The organism is Candidatus Margulisiibacteriota bacterium (assembly GCA_041650635.1).
Classification (GTDB): Bacteria; Margulisbacteria; WOR-1; order JAKLHX01; family JBAZKV01; genus JBAZKV01.
In genome coordinates this window covers 80,617-95,565 of record JBAZKV010000004.1, presented here as the reverse complement: position 1 = coordinate 95,565, position 14,949 = coordinate 80,617, and the positions used below count along the sequence as shown (strand labels likewise).

Sequence of the window (14,949 nt, the reverse complement as noted above, 5' to 3'; positions counted from 1 at the left end):
AGGCCCACGGAGGCAATATCAAAGTGGAAAGCACTCCCGGCAAAGGGTCTGTTTTCTCGGTTTCTCTGCCAAAGAGGTCTTGATCACCTCATAGTGCCCGGGACCAGCTCTTCTATTACTTCTATAGGCGGCTTTTCTTCTTGCTCAAGCAGTCCTGTTATCAATCCTGAGGTAGAGCTTCTTACCATTGCCACATTGGGATTGGAGTCAGGGTTGGTCCCGTTCATTATCAGGTACGGATACATCAGGTTCTGGTAAAAAGCCGTCATCAAAGCCAGGTTCCTGTAGTTGACCCCGTCCATTGTTATCATAAAATTTGGAGCCCCCGCGTAGGTGAACTTTGCCTGGTTGGGAAAAACGCAGGCCATTCTCAGCAGTTCCGGGGTCAGCCCTTCGTGTGCAAGATCGGCACCTACAAGGTCCTGTGGTGTCAGGGCCTGAGTTTTTGGCTCGTACTTTGTGTCAAAAATGAACGCCCCGTAGACCTGAGCGGAAATTGCCGCGCCCAGCAGTCCGTCCGCTCCCGCGTGGGCAAAGGGCAGCATTTCCATCCCCGCCCCGTACGCTATCGTATGGTTGGTTATCTTTCCTACAGCCTCATTGTGAAGCTGGAAAAACTGGCGCAGCCCGGCATCCAGGACCGGACCGTTGCTGCAGGCAAAGATACCCGGGATATTGTATGCGGACATGTAAAGATGCATATGGGAGGCCAGGTCCAATATGGTGCGGTCCTCTCCGACCGGCCAAAAGGCAGAGTCAAACTCTGTCATGGCATCTGTGTACTGCTCAAAAGCCTCCCGGGAAGCGGTCAGCGCCAGCGGCACCAGTACAATTTTGCCTTTTGCCCACATGTATCTTCCGCCTATCGAGTTTTCCAGGCCAAGGAGCATGCCTCCCCTGCTTTCCGCAAATTCTTTTACGGGCCCTTTGTTGGCATAGGTGACCAGATGCCGCATTCTGCCCTGTTGGTAGGCAAATTCCATGGATTTTAGAGTTTCTTGAGTTCCTCCGCCTCTTGAGATGGCTATGAACAAAGTGTTGTCCGCCGTAAGTTCGTCCGGCAGCTCCGACAGTTGTCCGGGCTCAAATACCGAGAACAGCCTCCGCCTTGAGTTCCCGTCCGAGTTGATAAGCATTGGGAGGTCTTTCAGGTACATATCGTTTGCGCCGATACCGAACACCACAACATTAGTGATGCCCTTAGCTCCTGCGTCCAGCAGAAAATCCTCTATGGCATAAGCTTCTTCCAAGGCCTGAGACACTGCGCCGGCAATGTTCCCTCTTATATTCCTTATATCCGGCTGCTCCGTTGCCCATTCCGGGTTGTCCTCGAGCAGGCTTACAGGGCTTGGATCACCTAAAGGCGTCCTGAAGTTTTGTTCTAGAAGAGAGGCCACCTGCATCGCCCTTTCTCTTTGTTCATGGAACAAAGCTCCCGCCCTGGAAAGAGAGGAAAGACCCGGATATACCGACAACCCTAGCCCGAGGATGTTATGCCTTGAAACATTGCCGAACCCCGTAAAAAGTTCCCGGTCAGCGGCAGCTATGGTGTCCAGCTCCATTGCCAGGACCGGATCCAGACCTCTGCGGCAGATAGAGTCGTATCCCAATTCCACCACCTTTGAATAGAAACCCCGCTGGGACATTGGATCGCTGCAGACAGAGGGACCAAACTCTCTTATCACATCCACACCCACTCTTGCCATAAGATGGCGGGCATTTGTAGAGGCCAGCCGCCCTTTCATGACAGAAGCCGGACAGTTCGGATTTATGCTGAAATTAGACATCGGGAACCTCCTTATCGGGTGATTTTAAAGCATCATCACTGCATCTATCGATAGGAATACGGACCGATTTCAAGATACTGGCGGATATGAAGTAATTTGTCTTGGGACAAAACTCAGCCTTTGAAGAACAGCTCCATCATCTCATCTGTTGAGGAATTTCCGGTGTCAAATTTGTAGGCGCTGTCTTTGTGTTTTTTAAGCATTTCTTCTCTTATCTTGATCCCCAACTTTTTCCCGAGCTCAACCCCGAACTGGTCAAAACTGTTGATACCCCAGATAAAGCCCTTGGCCGCTGCGCGGTGCTCCGTTAAGGCAAGCAGTGCCCCGGCCGTAAATGGGGTCAACTCCTTAAGCAGGAGCGAACTGGAAGGCCTGTTGCCGGAGAACCTTTTTTGCGGAAGCTCGTCATCCTTGCCAAAGGCAAGAGCGTCCGGCTGGGCAAAAAAGTTCGTCATAAGTTCTTCATGGTGGCTGACCTCGGTCAAAGATGAAACTCCCACCTCGTACTGCGGCTTGACAAAACCGATAAAATCGCACGGGATCACCTGCGTTCCCTGGTGTATCAACTGGTAAAAGGAATGCTGGCCGTTGGTACCCGGCTCGCCAAACACCACCTCTCCCGTGTCAAAGCCCAGTTCTTTGCCTTCTATATCAACGCTTTTGCCGTTGCTTTCCATCTCCACCTGCTGCGTGTGAGCAGGAAGTTTTCCAAGCAGCTGGCTGTAAGGAAGCAGCGCCCTGCTCTTTAGACCCAAAAAATTTATGTTCCAAATGTCAAGGAGCGCGCAAACTACAGGTATATTTTTTTCAAAAGGCTCTTTTCTGAAATGCTCGTCCATCCAGCGTGCTCCCTCGAGGACCTTCCTAAAATTATCAAAGCCCAGATAAAGCGATAGAGGCACCCCGCCTACCGCCGAAGTCGCGCTGAACCTGCCGCCGACCCAGCCCCAGAATGCGAACATGTTCTCCGTGTCTATCCCAAAAGCCTTGACCTTATCCTTAGCTGTTGAAACCGCTATGAAGTGTTTTTTGATCACATCCGGAGAGTCCCCCAGCTTATTTTGCATCCATTCTTTTGCGGTTCCGGCGTTCTTCATGGTCTCTGCCGTGGTAAAGGTCTTGGACACAATGACAAAAAGGGTCTCTTCAGGATTAATTCCGGTCGTTTTTACCGTAAAATCAGCTCCGTCCACGTTTGCGATAAAGATCAGCCTCATCCCCTCTTTTGCGTACGGTCTGCAGGATTCCGCCAGATATTCGGGGCCAAGATAGGAACCGCCTATGCCTACGGACACTATCGTTGTCAGTTTTTTGCCGGTGACGCCTTTTCTTTTACCGGAATGGATCTCACCGGAAAAAACCTTTATCTTTTCAAGAACAGAATTAACTCCCGGCATTACGTCTTTGCCGTCAACTAAAACAGGGGCGCCGGAAATATTCCGAAGCGCAGCATGAAGAACCGACCTGTCTTCCGTGATATTGATCTTCTTCCCGCAGAACATGTCTTCGATCTTGTTTCGGAGCCCCGATTCTTCCGCCAGTTTTATTAGAAGGGAAAATATACTTTTGTCTATCAGCTGCCTTGAGTAATCATAAAATATATGTGCGGAATCAATAGAAAACCTCTCTGCCCTTTTGGAGTCCTTTTCAAACCAGCCCTTAAGATCTGGAACAAAATTTTCTGAAGAGTTCCGCAAGGCTTTCCAGCTTTTTAAGTCGTTTGATGATGACGGCATTTATATTTCTCCTGACTGCTGCTTATATACTTATTTTCTCATTTTTAGAGACGTTTTTCATCCGCCATTCGGCCAAAATGATATAATCCTTTTGTTATGAAATCCTCAAAGATCCTCGGTTTTGACAAAAATGTCTTCTGGATGGGCATAACCAGCTTTTTTACGGATGTCGGCTCCGAAATGATATACCCTATCCTTCCGGTATTCCTTTCATCCGTTCTTGGAGTTAACAAGGCGTTCATAGGACTTATAGAAGGCATTGCGGAGGCAACGGCAAGTCTTATAAAGCTGGTATCGGGCTGGCTTTCGGATAAGTTGGGAAAAAGAAAAGAGATCGTTGTCTTTGGCTACAGCCTTTCTACTCTGGCAAAACCTTTTCTTGCCATCTCCGCCGCAGGTTGGCATGTTCTCGGTCTTAGGTTTCTTGACAGACTTGGAAAAGGCCTTCGATCTTCGCCAAGAGACGCTCTGATAGCTGAATCCTGCGAGTCCTGCGACAGAGGCAAATCATTTGGTTTTCACCGGGCGCTTGACAGCGCCGGGGCTATGGCGGGACCGGCGATCGCGTTTATTTTGATGCCCTTGTTGGGTGGGTTTACAGGGGCGGGGCTTGCGGCTGCAAGCCCCTACAGGATCATATTTTTGTTGTCTGCTATACCGGCCGCGATCGCCGTCATTATCCTTATTTTGTTTGTAAAAGAAAACAATAATGGTAGGGACGTGTCGCGACACATCCCTGCAAAACAATCAAAATTAAATCTAAAACCCCTCCTCAATAAAAACTTCCTCGCGTTTATGTTGATATACACCCTTTTCACCCTGGGAAATTCGTCGGACGCTTTTTTAATATTAAGAGCTCAAGATTTCAACATCTCGTTGTATTTTATCCCTCTTTTATGGATGATGTTCAACGGCGTCTATACCGCATTTTGTCTTCCGGCGGGAAAGATATCGGATATCGTGGGCAGAAAAAAAGTGATCGTCACGGGACTGATCGTTTACAGCCTTGTATATTTTGGTTTTGGAAGATCATCGCAGGCCTGGCATATCTGGGCGCTCTTTGCTCTTTACGGAGCTTATTACGGAATAATCGAAGGCACTTCCAGGGCCTTGATAGCCGACAGCATCCCTGCGAATGTTAGAGCAACGGCTTATGGCATCTACAATACGATGATAGGATTTTCCGCATTTTTCTCGAGCGTTATCATGGGGCTTCTCTGGCAGACATTCGGACCAACCATAGCGTTCTCTTTTGGCGGCAGTCTGGCAGCTGTGTCTGCGGTCCTTCTGATACTGTTTATCTAAATTTAAGCAATCTCTTCCATTATTCTTTCAAGATCTTCCTGTGAATAATAATTGATGAGGATCTTTCCTTTTTTGGCGTTGCCGTGTATTTCAACCTTTGTCCCAAACTCTTCGGTCAACTTTTCCGAAAATTCCGCCAGATACGGGTCTTTGTTTTGATGTTTTTGGATCTTGTGCTTTGTGCCTTGTGCTTTTCCTTCAGCCGCCCTCACATTAAGGTTCCCTTTTAATATCTGTTTCCACGCTTCTATCTGTTTGTCGCGCCCTTTTATAGAAAGAAGAGGCCGTGCGTGCCCGGCAGTTATCTCGCCCCTGAAGATGGAATCCTGTATCTCTTTGGGCAGGTCAAGAAGGCGCAGAGTATTTGAGATGGTAGATCTGTCCTTGCCCACTTTTTTGGCTATTTCTTCATGGGTCAGGTTAAAATCCTCGCTGAGCAGCTTAAAGGCCTGCGCGGATTCTATCGGGTTGAGGTCCTCCCTCTGGAGGTTCTCCACCAGCGCCAGCTCCAGGGACTGCACATCCGAATAATCTTTGACTATGGCGGGAATAGTGGAAAGGCCGGCCAGCTTTGCCGCCCGCCAGCGCCTTTCCCCTGCAACTATCTCGTACCTTCCGCCCTTGTGGCGCACCAGAATGGGCTGGGCCAGCCCCTGCTCCTTGATAGAGAGCGAGAGCTCGCTTATCGCACTGTCCTTAAAGAACTTTCTCGGCTGCCTGATATTTGGCACTATTTTTGAGACATCGACGTTCATTATCGTCCTGCCGGCCGTAAGAGGAAGGACTTCTTCCGATTCTTCTTCCGGGACAGCGTGTATCAGAGCCCCCAGCCCTTTGCCTAGACCGCGCTTTGCTGCTGGCATATCTCTTCTCCTTGCTGTATGGGGATCTCCTGCGCCGGTGCCTCTTCTTCGGGAGCCAGTTTCATCTGAGCATGGTCTTCTTTGGACTCGTTCTTTTCAATTATCTCTCCAGCAAGGGCTTCGTAGGCTACGGAACCGGAAGAGGTGGGGTCATAATAAAGAATGGGCATTCCGTGCGAGGGAGCTTCGCTGAGGCGCACATTTCTCGGCACCGGGGTCTTGAACACTACTTCTCCAAAATGTTCCTCAACTTCATCCTTTACCTGGTGGCTTAAGACCAGTCTGCTGTCATACATCGTAAGCACGATCCCGCCTATCTTTAGCTTTTTGTTTAGGTTGGTCCTTATTAAGTCTATCGTCTTGACCAGCTGGGAAAGGCCTTCGAGCGCATAGTATTCGGTCTGTATGGGAATGATGACCTCGTCCGACGCGGAAAGGGCGTTCACCGTAAGCAGCGACAGGGAAGGCGGCGTGTCTATTATTATGAAGTCGTACATTCCCCTGATCTTTTTGAGCGCTTCCCGGAGCTTGAACTCCCTTGCCATCTCCCCCACCAGTTCTATGTCGGCTCCGGCCAGGTCTTCAATTGAAGGAGCAAGGTCAAGGTTCTCCATCTTGGTCTTGACTATTGTGCCTGACATCTCGGCTCCGTCTATGAGGACATCGTACATTGTGCTTTCAAACTTTTCGCCTGATAGCCCCAGGCCCGAAGTGGCATTGGCCTGCGGGTCAAGGTCGACAAGAAGGATCTTCTTGCCTCTTACCGAAAGAAAAGCCGCAAGGTTCACAGCGGTGGTCGTTTTGCCCACGCCGCCTTTTTGGTTGCAGATGCAGTATATCTTGGACATTTTTGTAATTATAACAAAATCAGGAGTCTATTTACAGCGGGTCTTTTTTTGGGATGCCCGCTCTCCTGGGATATCTCTCCGGAGTTTTGCCCGTCTTTTTTATGGCTATTATCGCTCTGTCATTGTCTTTTATCCGGTACGATATGACCTCTTTGATGCTGCCGCCAAGCAGTTTAATCGCCTTTTGCGCTTCCTTTATCTCCTGCTGTGCGCAGGGCCCTTTCATTGCAAGAAATACTCCGCCGGGCCTCACGAACGGCAGGCAGAGTTCAACGGCTGTCCTCAAAGGACCCAGAGCCCTGCAGGCCGCAACATCAAAAATCTCCCGTCTTTGCCTTGCATAGTCCTCTGCTCTGCCCCAGACCACCTCTACATTGTCCAGTCCCAGAACAGCGGACGCATGCTTCAAGAACTCTGTCTTCTTCTTTGTCGCTTCCAAAAGAGTAAGTATGATATTGGGAAATGCCATCTTGAGAGGCAGCCCTGGGAATCCCGCCCCGGAACCTATGTCTATGACCTTAGGCGATCCGCTGGAAAAATCAAAGGCCTTTGAAAGTGCCAGTGAGTCCTCAAAATGCTTTATTCTGATATCCTCGGGTTCAATTATAGAGGTCAGATTGAATTTCTTGTTCCATTCAAGAAGCTGTTCTGCAAAGAGGTCAAAACGCATGGCCGATCGAAAAATGCAGGACTCCCTCGCCAAAGGTCCTGTGGTCCCCTATGCCGTAATCCAATCTGATGGGCCCCATCGGGGTGTTAAGCCTGATGCCGAACCCCTTGCCGGAGATGAAATTGGACGGGACAAAGCCGCCGTCGTTCCAGGCATCCCCTGAATCAAAGAACAGGACACCCTGGAACATGTCGTTGAAGGTCAGCCTGTATTCTATGTTCAAAAGCACTTTTCTTTTCCCGATCTTTGCCTGTGAAGGCTCATAGCCTCTGACGGTGTTGGCGCCGCCCACATAGTAGATCTCTCCGACGGGCACATCCCCAACTCCCAATCCGCCGCCCAGATGCCCTGCCAGGACATGGTTTTCCGCAAGTTTTAGGAACTGGTTAAAGTCCACGGAGGCTTTTCCGAAATCTGTCTGGACGGATGCGTACTTCCAGCCCTGTTTGTAGGCAAAGACATAATACTTCCCGGTAGTGGGGTTCATCCAGTTGTCCCTGGTGTCAAATGCCGCGGACAGCGCAACGGTGGTCTGGTCATAGGGTTCAAAGGTGGCGGTTCCCGTCGGGGTCACCCTTTCGGTGCCTACCGTGACCGACGCATTCCATTCGTCATTCAGCGGTTTGCTCAAAGAAAAGTCCCAGCCGTTATATCTTCCTTCCCTTTCCGGGGTCTCCAGAAGATAGACATTTTTACCTTCCGTCAGCCATCTTCTAACAGTAAAAGAGACCCTTTCTCCCAGCTTTTCCGGGAACAGCCACGGATAGGTGTACCTCAACTGGTAGGTGGACTGCGTTTGTCCGGCCTGTCCCCTCAGCATCGCCCCCTGACCGGTGCCAAAAAGGTTCTCTGCGGCAAGGTCAACAAATCCGAACCAGCCTTCCCTCTCCCCGTAGCCTCCGCCAAAGTTTATTGTGTTGGTCTTGGATTCCTTGACATTGAGTATCAGTATCACTTTATCAGCCTCGCTGCCGGCGTCAAAATTGGGGGTCACATTGGAAAAGAAGCCAAGATTAAAGACCCTTCTAAGGTCCTTCGAAAGGACTTTTTCGTTCAGAACTGTTCCGGGCTTTGTGCGCAGCTCTCTTGTTATGACATACTCTCTTGTCACATCATTTCCGTCAATGGCAATTGCCTCCACAACGCCCTCAACCATCTTCACCTTGAGTACGCCGGTCTTGGGGTCGGTTACCACATCCACCACTCTCTGAAGGATGTAGCCGTCCTTGTGGTACAGTTCTTCTATAGCCTTTATGTCCTCCTGAACGTTCTTAAAGTTAAGCATCTGCCCCTGTTTTGAGACCATAACAGAGGTAAGCTGTTCCTTTTTATAGACCGTTGTCCCTTCAAAGGTTATGTCCTTTATTACCGGGTTCTCTTTGATCGTGAACACGAGCCGCGTCCCGGCCTTTTCTTTAATAAAATCCGAGCGCACATCTTCGAACAGCCCCAGGGAAGAAATGGCTTTTATGTCCATAGCGACTTTTTCCTGTGAAAGACTGTCCCCTATCCTGCTTTTTACGGCCTCCAGTATCCTGTCCGAAGATATCCTGTTGTTGCCTTTTATATCGATGCCGGAAATTGTTGAGGGAAGGACCGATGGCTTCTGCCTGACCGCCGGCAAAACCTTGATGTCTTTCAAGGATTCTTTTATGGAAGTATCCAGCTTGAATTCAAGCTCGGCATTGCCTGCCTGGCACAGACAAACGATGAACGCTACCGCGAACGCTTTTTTTATCATTTACCCACCCATTTTACCCCATAAAACCGGGCCGTACAACGGCTACAGCCGGTACAGCGCCTGTATAACTGCCTTGTAGTAATCGCTGCGCTGTTCCTGAAAAGTCATCGGCTCTCTGTAATACACAAGAGCCCAGAACGGGCTCAGCTTATAGGTCAGCTGATAGTTCAAAGAGGTCGGGTTGAGCACATCGATCTGCTGTATGGTCTGCGAGTAGCGCATCTGGATATAGAATCTGTCAAAGAGGTTCTTGGCAAAGCCGATACCCAGCTGCGGTTTTTCGGCATAGGCCATTCCTCCTCCCCTTGTGGGAAGAAGTCTTTCAAGGTCCCTGCCAAAGTTATATGAAACGGTAAAGCTCTCCAGCCCCAGGGCTCTTTCTATCCTGCTGCTCACGGTTTTAGAGATCATAGTGTCCAGCCTGGTGTTTATATAGTTGACGAGCACCGCGTTGGCATCAAATTCGGCGCCTGTACCCTTGGAAAAGCCCAGAGTATCCTTAACAAAATCAGGCAGAAGCATTATCCTTACCCTGTTCTCATCATAAGGAGCTGCAGTAAACTGGGCCGGGGCCTTAGTTGTATCCTCGATAAAAGGATAGAAGTTTATCGACAGGGCCTTGCCTCTTTCTATCACCCCGGGCATGCCGGAGACCCGCGTGATTATATAGACCTTTTGCTTTGAGGTTTTAGGGGCGCTTGTTCCCGACAGATATGAGGCCGTATCTTCTTTTACTTCATAGACCTCGCTTAGCGCGGTGGCGTTTATCACGGGGACGGCGCCGTAATTCTCTGTGCCTAAAAAGGCGGCGGTGTTGTCCTGCACCATGCCCGGGTTTGACGCAAAGTATTTTTCCTGATCAAGTTTGGAAAGGACCTCAAAGTCCCTGCCGAGTATGTTCAGGCTGCCGCTTTTTATCCGAACATCCCCTTCTATGACAGGGGAAAAGATATCGCCTTTTACAATAAGCCCGTCAGCTTCTATCTGGGCATTGAGCTTGGTCATCTCCGTAGAGATAAGCCTGTCGTCCTGTCCCTGCAGTATGCTCACGTTCTTTGCCATACCCAATACGAGCTGAAGTCCTATCGGCGAAAATGACGGCTGGTCCTGCGATGAGCCGCCGGGAAGGAACAGGGACCCGTCGTGCAAAAGGACCCTGCCTTTTAGAAGGGCTTTGTTCTTATATGCCTCGCCGCGGGCAAAATAGACCCTTCCCTTAAGGCCTGCGCCCTCGATCTTTATGCCTCCCGAATACAGTCCCGGCAGAGTAAAATTGACATCGCTGTCCGCCATTACAAGCGCAACATCCGCATGAGGCGCCCCTTTGAAAGTGTTCCTAAGATCCGCCGATCCGGCAAAGGAAAAGGGGGAAGCCTCTCCCTTGGTGATATCCCCCTGGATGATGCCCAGGAATTTTTTTACCTTAAAAAGATTGTTGTCGGCCGTTAACTCCGCGTCAAGGCCGTACAGCGTGGACCTTATGCCGTCCATGTTTATGACCGCATCATCAAGGACTATCCTGCCGTTGACCCTGGGATAGCTTATCTTTCCCGAAACCGAAACTTCAACGGACCCCGAGCCTCCGCCCCAGGAAGCGCCTTTGATGAAAGAGGCGATAAGTCCGGTGCTTTCCCCGCTCAGTTTCACCTTAAGGTCTATGTCGCTCTTCCTGTTAAAAGGAAGAGAGCCTTTTATCATTGTCGCCTGTTTGCCGGAGCCTATTTCGAGGCTCTTTATCTCTAACAGGTCTTTTGATATGGCAAAACTACCGAGCGCCTCCTTTAGCGCAAGCCCTCCGAAGCCGGCATCCGAAAGCGATAGTTCGGCCGCTGCCAAAGGATAGGAAGTTTTTCCATAAGCCTTTAAAGAACCGCTCAGCGATCCCTCTATGGGAAACCCGGCGCCTATCACCGTTTCGATACCGCTTAACTCGAGTTTGTTTATTGAGGCAGATATGTCCGTTTCGCCTAAGATGTCGGCTTTGCCGGATGCCGAGAGACTTCCTCGGCCTTTTTCCAGCAAAAGCATGTGAAGTGTTATCCTGTCCCCGTCAAAAGAAACCGACAACTCGATGCCGTCAAAGCCGTATGAGCCTATCCTTCCTTCCGACACCTTGACCCCGGCCGCAGCCCTGGCGCGGCCGCCTTTTAGTTCAAAAGTAATATCTGCGCCCAAAGCTCCCTGCGCCTGTCCCAGAAGATATCCGGCATCCTTTCCCGAAACCTCAGCGCCTTTTACCGAGGCCGCCCAAGCGGCAAGATAAGAATTTTTATCGGAATACAGTTTAAACCCTTCCTGTGTCCTGTAATTGAACAGTTTGGGAAGCTCCAGCCTTTCCCTGCGGATCCTTACTGTCGGATTGTCGGCGGCCAGCCCTTTTCTTTCTATCAGTTCGACATAGGCCATGTCTGCCATGGACACTGCCGAACCAAGCCCGCCTCTGGTCGTGTACAGTCTTCCTTTAAACTCCGGATCGGGACCTGAAAGGTCTGCAAATGCGGATATCTGATAGGTTTCCCCGGACTGGGCAAGCTCAAGGTCCTTTTCGGTGCCAAAACGGCCTCCTTCATAAAAAACATTTCCCGAAAGCCGGTCGATCTTTATATCATTGTACGAGGGCCGATCGGCAATAAAGGCGGAGCTTAAATGAGGTTTTTGCAGCGGCCCTTTTGCTCTGGCAGAAAAAGAAATGCGCCCGAGTATCCTGGCATATTTTTGCGTGATCGGCCTAAGATCGGCAAGCTCAAGGACCCCTTTTGCGGAAAGGTCCAGACCCCTTCGATCAGCCTCTCCTTCAAAACTGACGGAAGAATTCCTTGTCCTGACCTGAGTTGAATTGATCTTTATCCTGCCTCTTTCCAGGCTAATGGCGGCCGAGGCGCTTTCTATCTCCTGACGGGCGAGCCCTATTTTTTCTGCCCTGAAAACCGCAAATCCGCTGTAAGCTTCGATGTTCTTAAAAAAGTCCCGTCCAAAGCTCTTTGGAGACATTCCCGAGATCCTTGCCTCAAGGGAGCCCCGTCCCGTTACCGCCCCAAGGTCCTTTGGCAGATGCCTTTTCAGGAAAGACAGGTCTTCCATATCAAAAGCTCTGGAATGAAGGGCGATATCGGTCTCCCTGCCCGGGCCAAACTTTCCCGAAACCGTAAGGTCCGATGCTCCGGATATAACGGAGATCTGATTAAGGAAAAGGGACCCCTTTTCAACAGCAAAAGAACCTCTGGCGGACCGTATGCTTTGTCCGAATATCTTTTCGCCGCTGAGCTCCATCTGCCCCGAAAGGTCGATGCTGGCAAAGGGTTCTAAGATAAAGCCTGCTCCGGACACATTCCTTAAAAGACCCGTCAGCTCAACTTTGCTTTTCTTGTTTGATGCCGCAAAGTAATCAACTGCCAGCGAATCCTCCTTCAGTCTTCCGGAAAGTGATATTTTTTCAGGTCTGATACCGTCAAAGTCCGCGCCGGCAAGATCAAAGTTCGCCTGTATGCCAAGATCTGTCATAATGCCTTCCATGCTTATCGCTGCAGTGGCCCTTCCGGAAGCGCCGGCAGCCAGCATAGAAAGGTCTGTTCCATAGGTCCTGATATCGGACTTTAAGGCTATCCCTTTTCTGTTAAGGTCAAAAACAGCCCCGCCTCTTATTCTCCCTCCGCAAAAGACCGCCCGGTCCAGATCAAGCTTTGTCCTGCCGTCCTTCAGGTCAACCTTTATTCCTCCGCCAAACTCTCTTCCGTAGATCTTTCCTCCGGCGATGCGGACCTCTCCCTGGACAAAAGCCGAAGGAGGCGTTGAAGTCGAGAGGTCAACATCTGCAAAGCCGTCAAGGTCAAGTGAAATCAGGCCGGGGATGCCGATAAGAAGGATCCAATCGCGCAGGGGAAGTTTTGCTGCCTTTACCTTGACCTGCGCCTTGACCGTTTCCCCGAGACCTTTTTGTTTGAAAGCAAGATTGACCTTTCCCTGCGCCCTTGCCTGAGCTTTCCCCGACACGCCGGAAGCATTGAAGGCGATCACATCTTTCTTTCGCAGGTCAAAATAGGCGGAAACTTCTGTAAAGACCTGCCTGAACGGTTTTGCAAGAGGCTGCCCGTAACCTAAAGAATCAAGATAATCCAGGGTCCCGTTATTAATTTGGATCCTTGACCTGAAGACCGGCGGGGCTCCGCCGCCTTTCTCCCCTGCCGCAAGTCTTGCAAGGTTCCAAATGCCATTTTTGTCCCTCTCAAGTAAGACTTCCGGGCCTGATATATCGATCCTGTAAATGGAAGGTATTACATCCCTGGCAAAAGCGGCTTTCATCAGATTATATTTGACCACCGCTTTCTTGATCCTGATGATATCCCTGCTATTTGCCAAGCCATCGCCCGGGACCCTTATGTCTTCCAGGGTTACGGAATTCAGCAGCCCTCCATAGGCCCTGCCAACATAGACCTTTCTGCCCAGCATGGCAGAGGACTGTCTTATTATTTCGTCCTTAATAAAAACATGGACGGGTGTTTCTTTGGTAAAAAGCGAGAACCCGCTGACGAGGAGATATATTGACAGCATCGCAAAGACCGCCGTTGTTCTTTTGACATAATATCCCATTTTAGAAAATTATATCACCTATGAACAGGAATACTGATATATTTTGGAGGGAAGAAAGCCTAGCCGGCAGCCTCTTTTTCGTTGTTCTGTTGCTGGGCTCTCCTTAACTTTGCTTCCAGGTCCGCCATCTTCAGCAGGTCTTTTATCTTCTGGTAAAGCGCCAAAAGCCCTGCAAAGGAAAAACCCGTGAGAACTGAAACAAGTATGACTATGGAAAGAGACATCTGCCGGCTCTGCCAGAAGATCAGATTAACGCTAACGGGAGTTGAGTTGGCAACGGCAAAAGCCGTTACACCCAAAGATACCGTCAGGATCACAAAGATATTGAACCACATGCTCTATAAAAGCCTTTCCTGCCGGCCAAGCTCCTCCATGCTTTTGGGAATGCTGCGCCCAAAATGCTCGTAGGCCGGCCTTGTCAAAACTCTTCCGCGGGGAGTCCTGTCCAAAAAACCAATCTGAAGCAGATACGGCTCGTAAACATCTTCCACTGTCCCTGGGTCCTCGCTGATAGAGGCCGAGATGGTCTCAATGCCTACCGGACCGCCCTGGAATTTGTCGGCAATGGTAAGAATGATCTTTTTGTCTATGCTGTCCAGTCCTATGTCGTCTATTTCAAGGTTTTTGAGCGCCTGTTTTGCGACTTCCTCCGTTACCGGGCCTTTTGACTTAACCTGGCTCCAGTCCCTGACCCTGCGCAGCAGCCTGTTGGCTATCCTTGGAGTGCCTCTGGAGCGCCTGGCAATGGCAAGAGCGCCTTCTTTGCCGATCTCTATACCCAGAACGCCTGCAGCCGCTCCGATTATTTCCATCAGTTCTTCGTTAGAATAAAATTCCAGCCTGCCGATAAACCCGAACCTGTCCCTTAAAGGGCTGGTCAATAATCCGGCCCTGGTTGTGGCGCCCACAAGAGTGAACTTGGGAAGGTCAAGCCTGATGGACCTTGCGGCAGGTCCTTTCCCAATGACTATGTCAAGGCCAAAATCCTCCATCGCGGGATAGAGGATCTCTTCCACCACATGGTTAAGCCTGTGGATCTCATCGATAAAAAGGATCTCATTCTCGTTAAGGTTGGTAAGTATGGCGGCCAGATCTCCCGCCCTTTCTATGGTCGGGCCGGAAGCGGTCTTTATTCCTACCCCCATTTCGGCTGCAATAATGCTTGAGAGAGTGGTCTTGCCCAGTCCCGGAGGGCCGTAAAGCAGGATGTGCTCCAGGTGCTCCCCTCTTTTCTTTGCGGCGTCTATCAGTATACGGATATTATTTTTGATCTTTTGCTGGCCGACAAAATTTTCGAACCGCCTTGGGCGCAGGCCGTTAAAGGAGGAGTCTTCTTCTCTTTTGTCCAGCGAGGTGATCCTGTCCTGTGTTCCCTCGTTCATAGGAAGAATTTTATCATATCGGGTTGAAAT

The 14,949-nt window shown here is 50.2% G+C and carries 10 protein-coding genes; 1 reads left to right on the top strand and 9 read right to left on the bottom strand.

The features are described 5' to 3' along the window. Positions 1-83: 83 nt before the first annotated feature. Together WC490_02025 and pgi are read right to left on the bottom strand one after the other, a co-directional pair. Positions 84-1,787 (bottom strand): hypothetical protein, encoded by a 1,704-nt coding sequence (locus WC490_02025; protein MFA5097389.1) that lies wholly within the window; start codon positions 1,785-1,787, stop codon positions 84-86. A gap of 113 nt (positions 1,788-1,900) precedes the next feature. Next, entirely contained in the window at positions 1,901-3,523 is a 1,623-nt protein-coding gene (gene pgi / locus WC490_02020) for a glucose-6-phosphate isomerase (protein ID MFA5097388.1), read from the bottom strand. A gap of 96 nt (positions 3,524-3,619) precedes the next feature. Here pgi and WC490_02015 point away from each other — a divergent pair, with 96 nt between their 5' ends. Next, on the top strand, positions 3,620-4,828 hold the full coding sequence (locus WC490_02015; GenBank protein ID MFA5097387.1) for an MFS transporter: 1,209 nt from the start codon (positions 3,620-3,622) through the stop codon (positions 4,826-4,828). A gap of 2 nt (positions 4,829-4,830) precedes the next feature. Here the strand turns inward: WC490_02015 and WC490_02010 are convergent, their stop codons facing one another. The 7 genes from WC490_02010 to ruvB are packed head-to-tail and all read right to left on the bottom strand — an operon-like array spanning position 4,831 to position 14,919. Next, positions 4,831-5,691: a ParB/RepB/Spo0J family partition protein gene (locus WC490_02010; protein MFA5097386.1), complete on the bottom strand. Its 861-nt coding sequence runs from the start codon at positions 5,689-5,691 to the stop codon at positions 4,831-4,833. Beyond that, complete coding sequence (locus WC490_02005; GenBank protein MFA5097385.1) at positions 5,667-6,539, bottom strand: AAA family ATPase; 873 nt, start codon at positions 6,537-6,539, stop codon at positions 5,667-5,669. Before WC490_02005 ends, WC490_02010 begins: the two co-directional genes overlap by 25 nt. Before the next feature lie 31 nt (positions 6,540-6,570). Then, a complete protein-coding gene (gene rsmG, locus WC490_02000) occupies positions 6,571-7,209 on the bottom strand; it encodes a 16S rRNA (guanine(527)-N(7))-methyltransferase RsmG (GenBank protein ID MFA5097384.1) in 639 nt (212 codons plus the stop codon). Further along, a complete protein-coding gene (locus tag WC490_01995) occupies positions 7,199-8,950 on the bottom strand; it encodes a BamA/TamA family outer membrane protein (GenBank protein MFA5097383.1) in 1,752 nt (583 codons plus the stop codon). The genes rsmG and WC490_01995 overlap by 11 nt, the downstream gene beginning before the upstream one ends. Positions 8,951-8,992: 42 nt before the next feature. Continuing rightward, the gene (locus WC490_01990) at positions 8,993-13,537 is read right to left on the bottom strand and encodes a hypothetical protein (protein ID MFA5097382.1); all 4,545 of its coding nucleotides are present in this window, start codon (positions 13,535-13,537) and stop codon (positions 8,993-8,995) included. Positions 13,538-13,596: 59 nt separating this feature from the next. Beyond that, the gene (locus WC490_01985) at positions 13,597-13,872 is read right to left on the bottom strand and encodes a LapA family protein (GenBank protein MFA5097381.1); all 276 of its coding nucleotides are present in this window, start codon (positions 13,870-13,872) and stop codon (positions 13,597-13,599) included. A 3-nt stretch (positions 13,873-13,875) separates the two neighbouring features. Beyond that, positions 13,876-14,919: a Holliday junction branch migration DNA helicase RuvB gene (ruvB, locus tag WC490_01980; GenBank protein MFA5097380.1), complete on the bottom strand. Its 1,044-nt coding sequence runs from the start codon at positions 14,917-14,919 to the stop codon at positions 13,876-13,878. Positions 14,920-14,949: the final 30 nt, after the last annotated feature.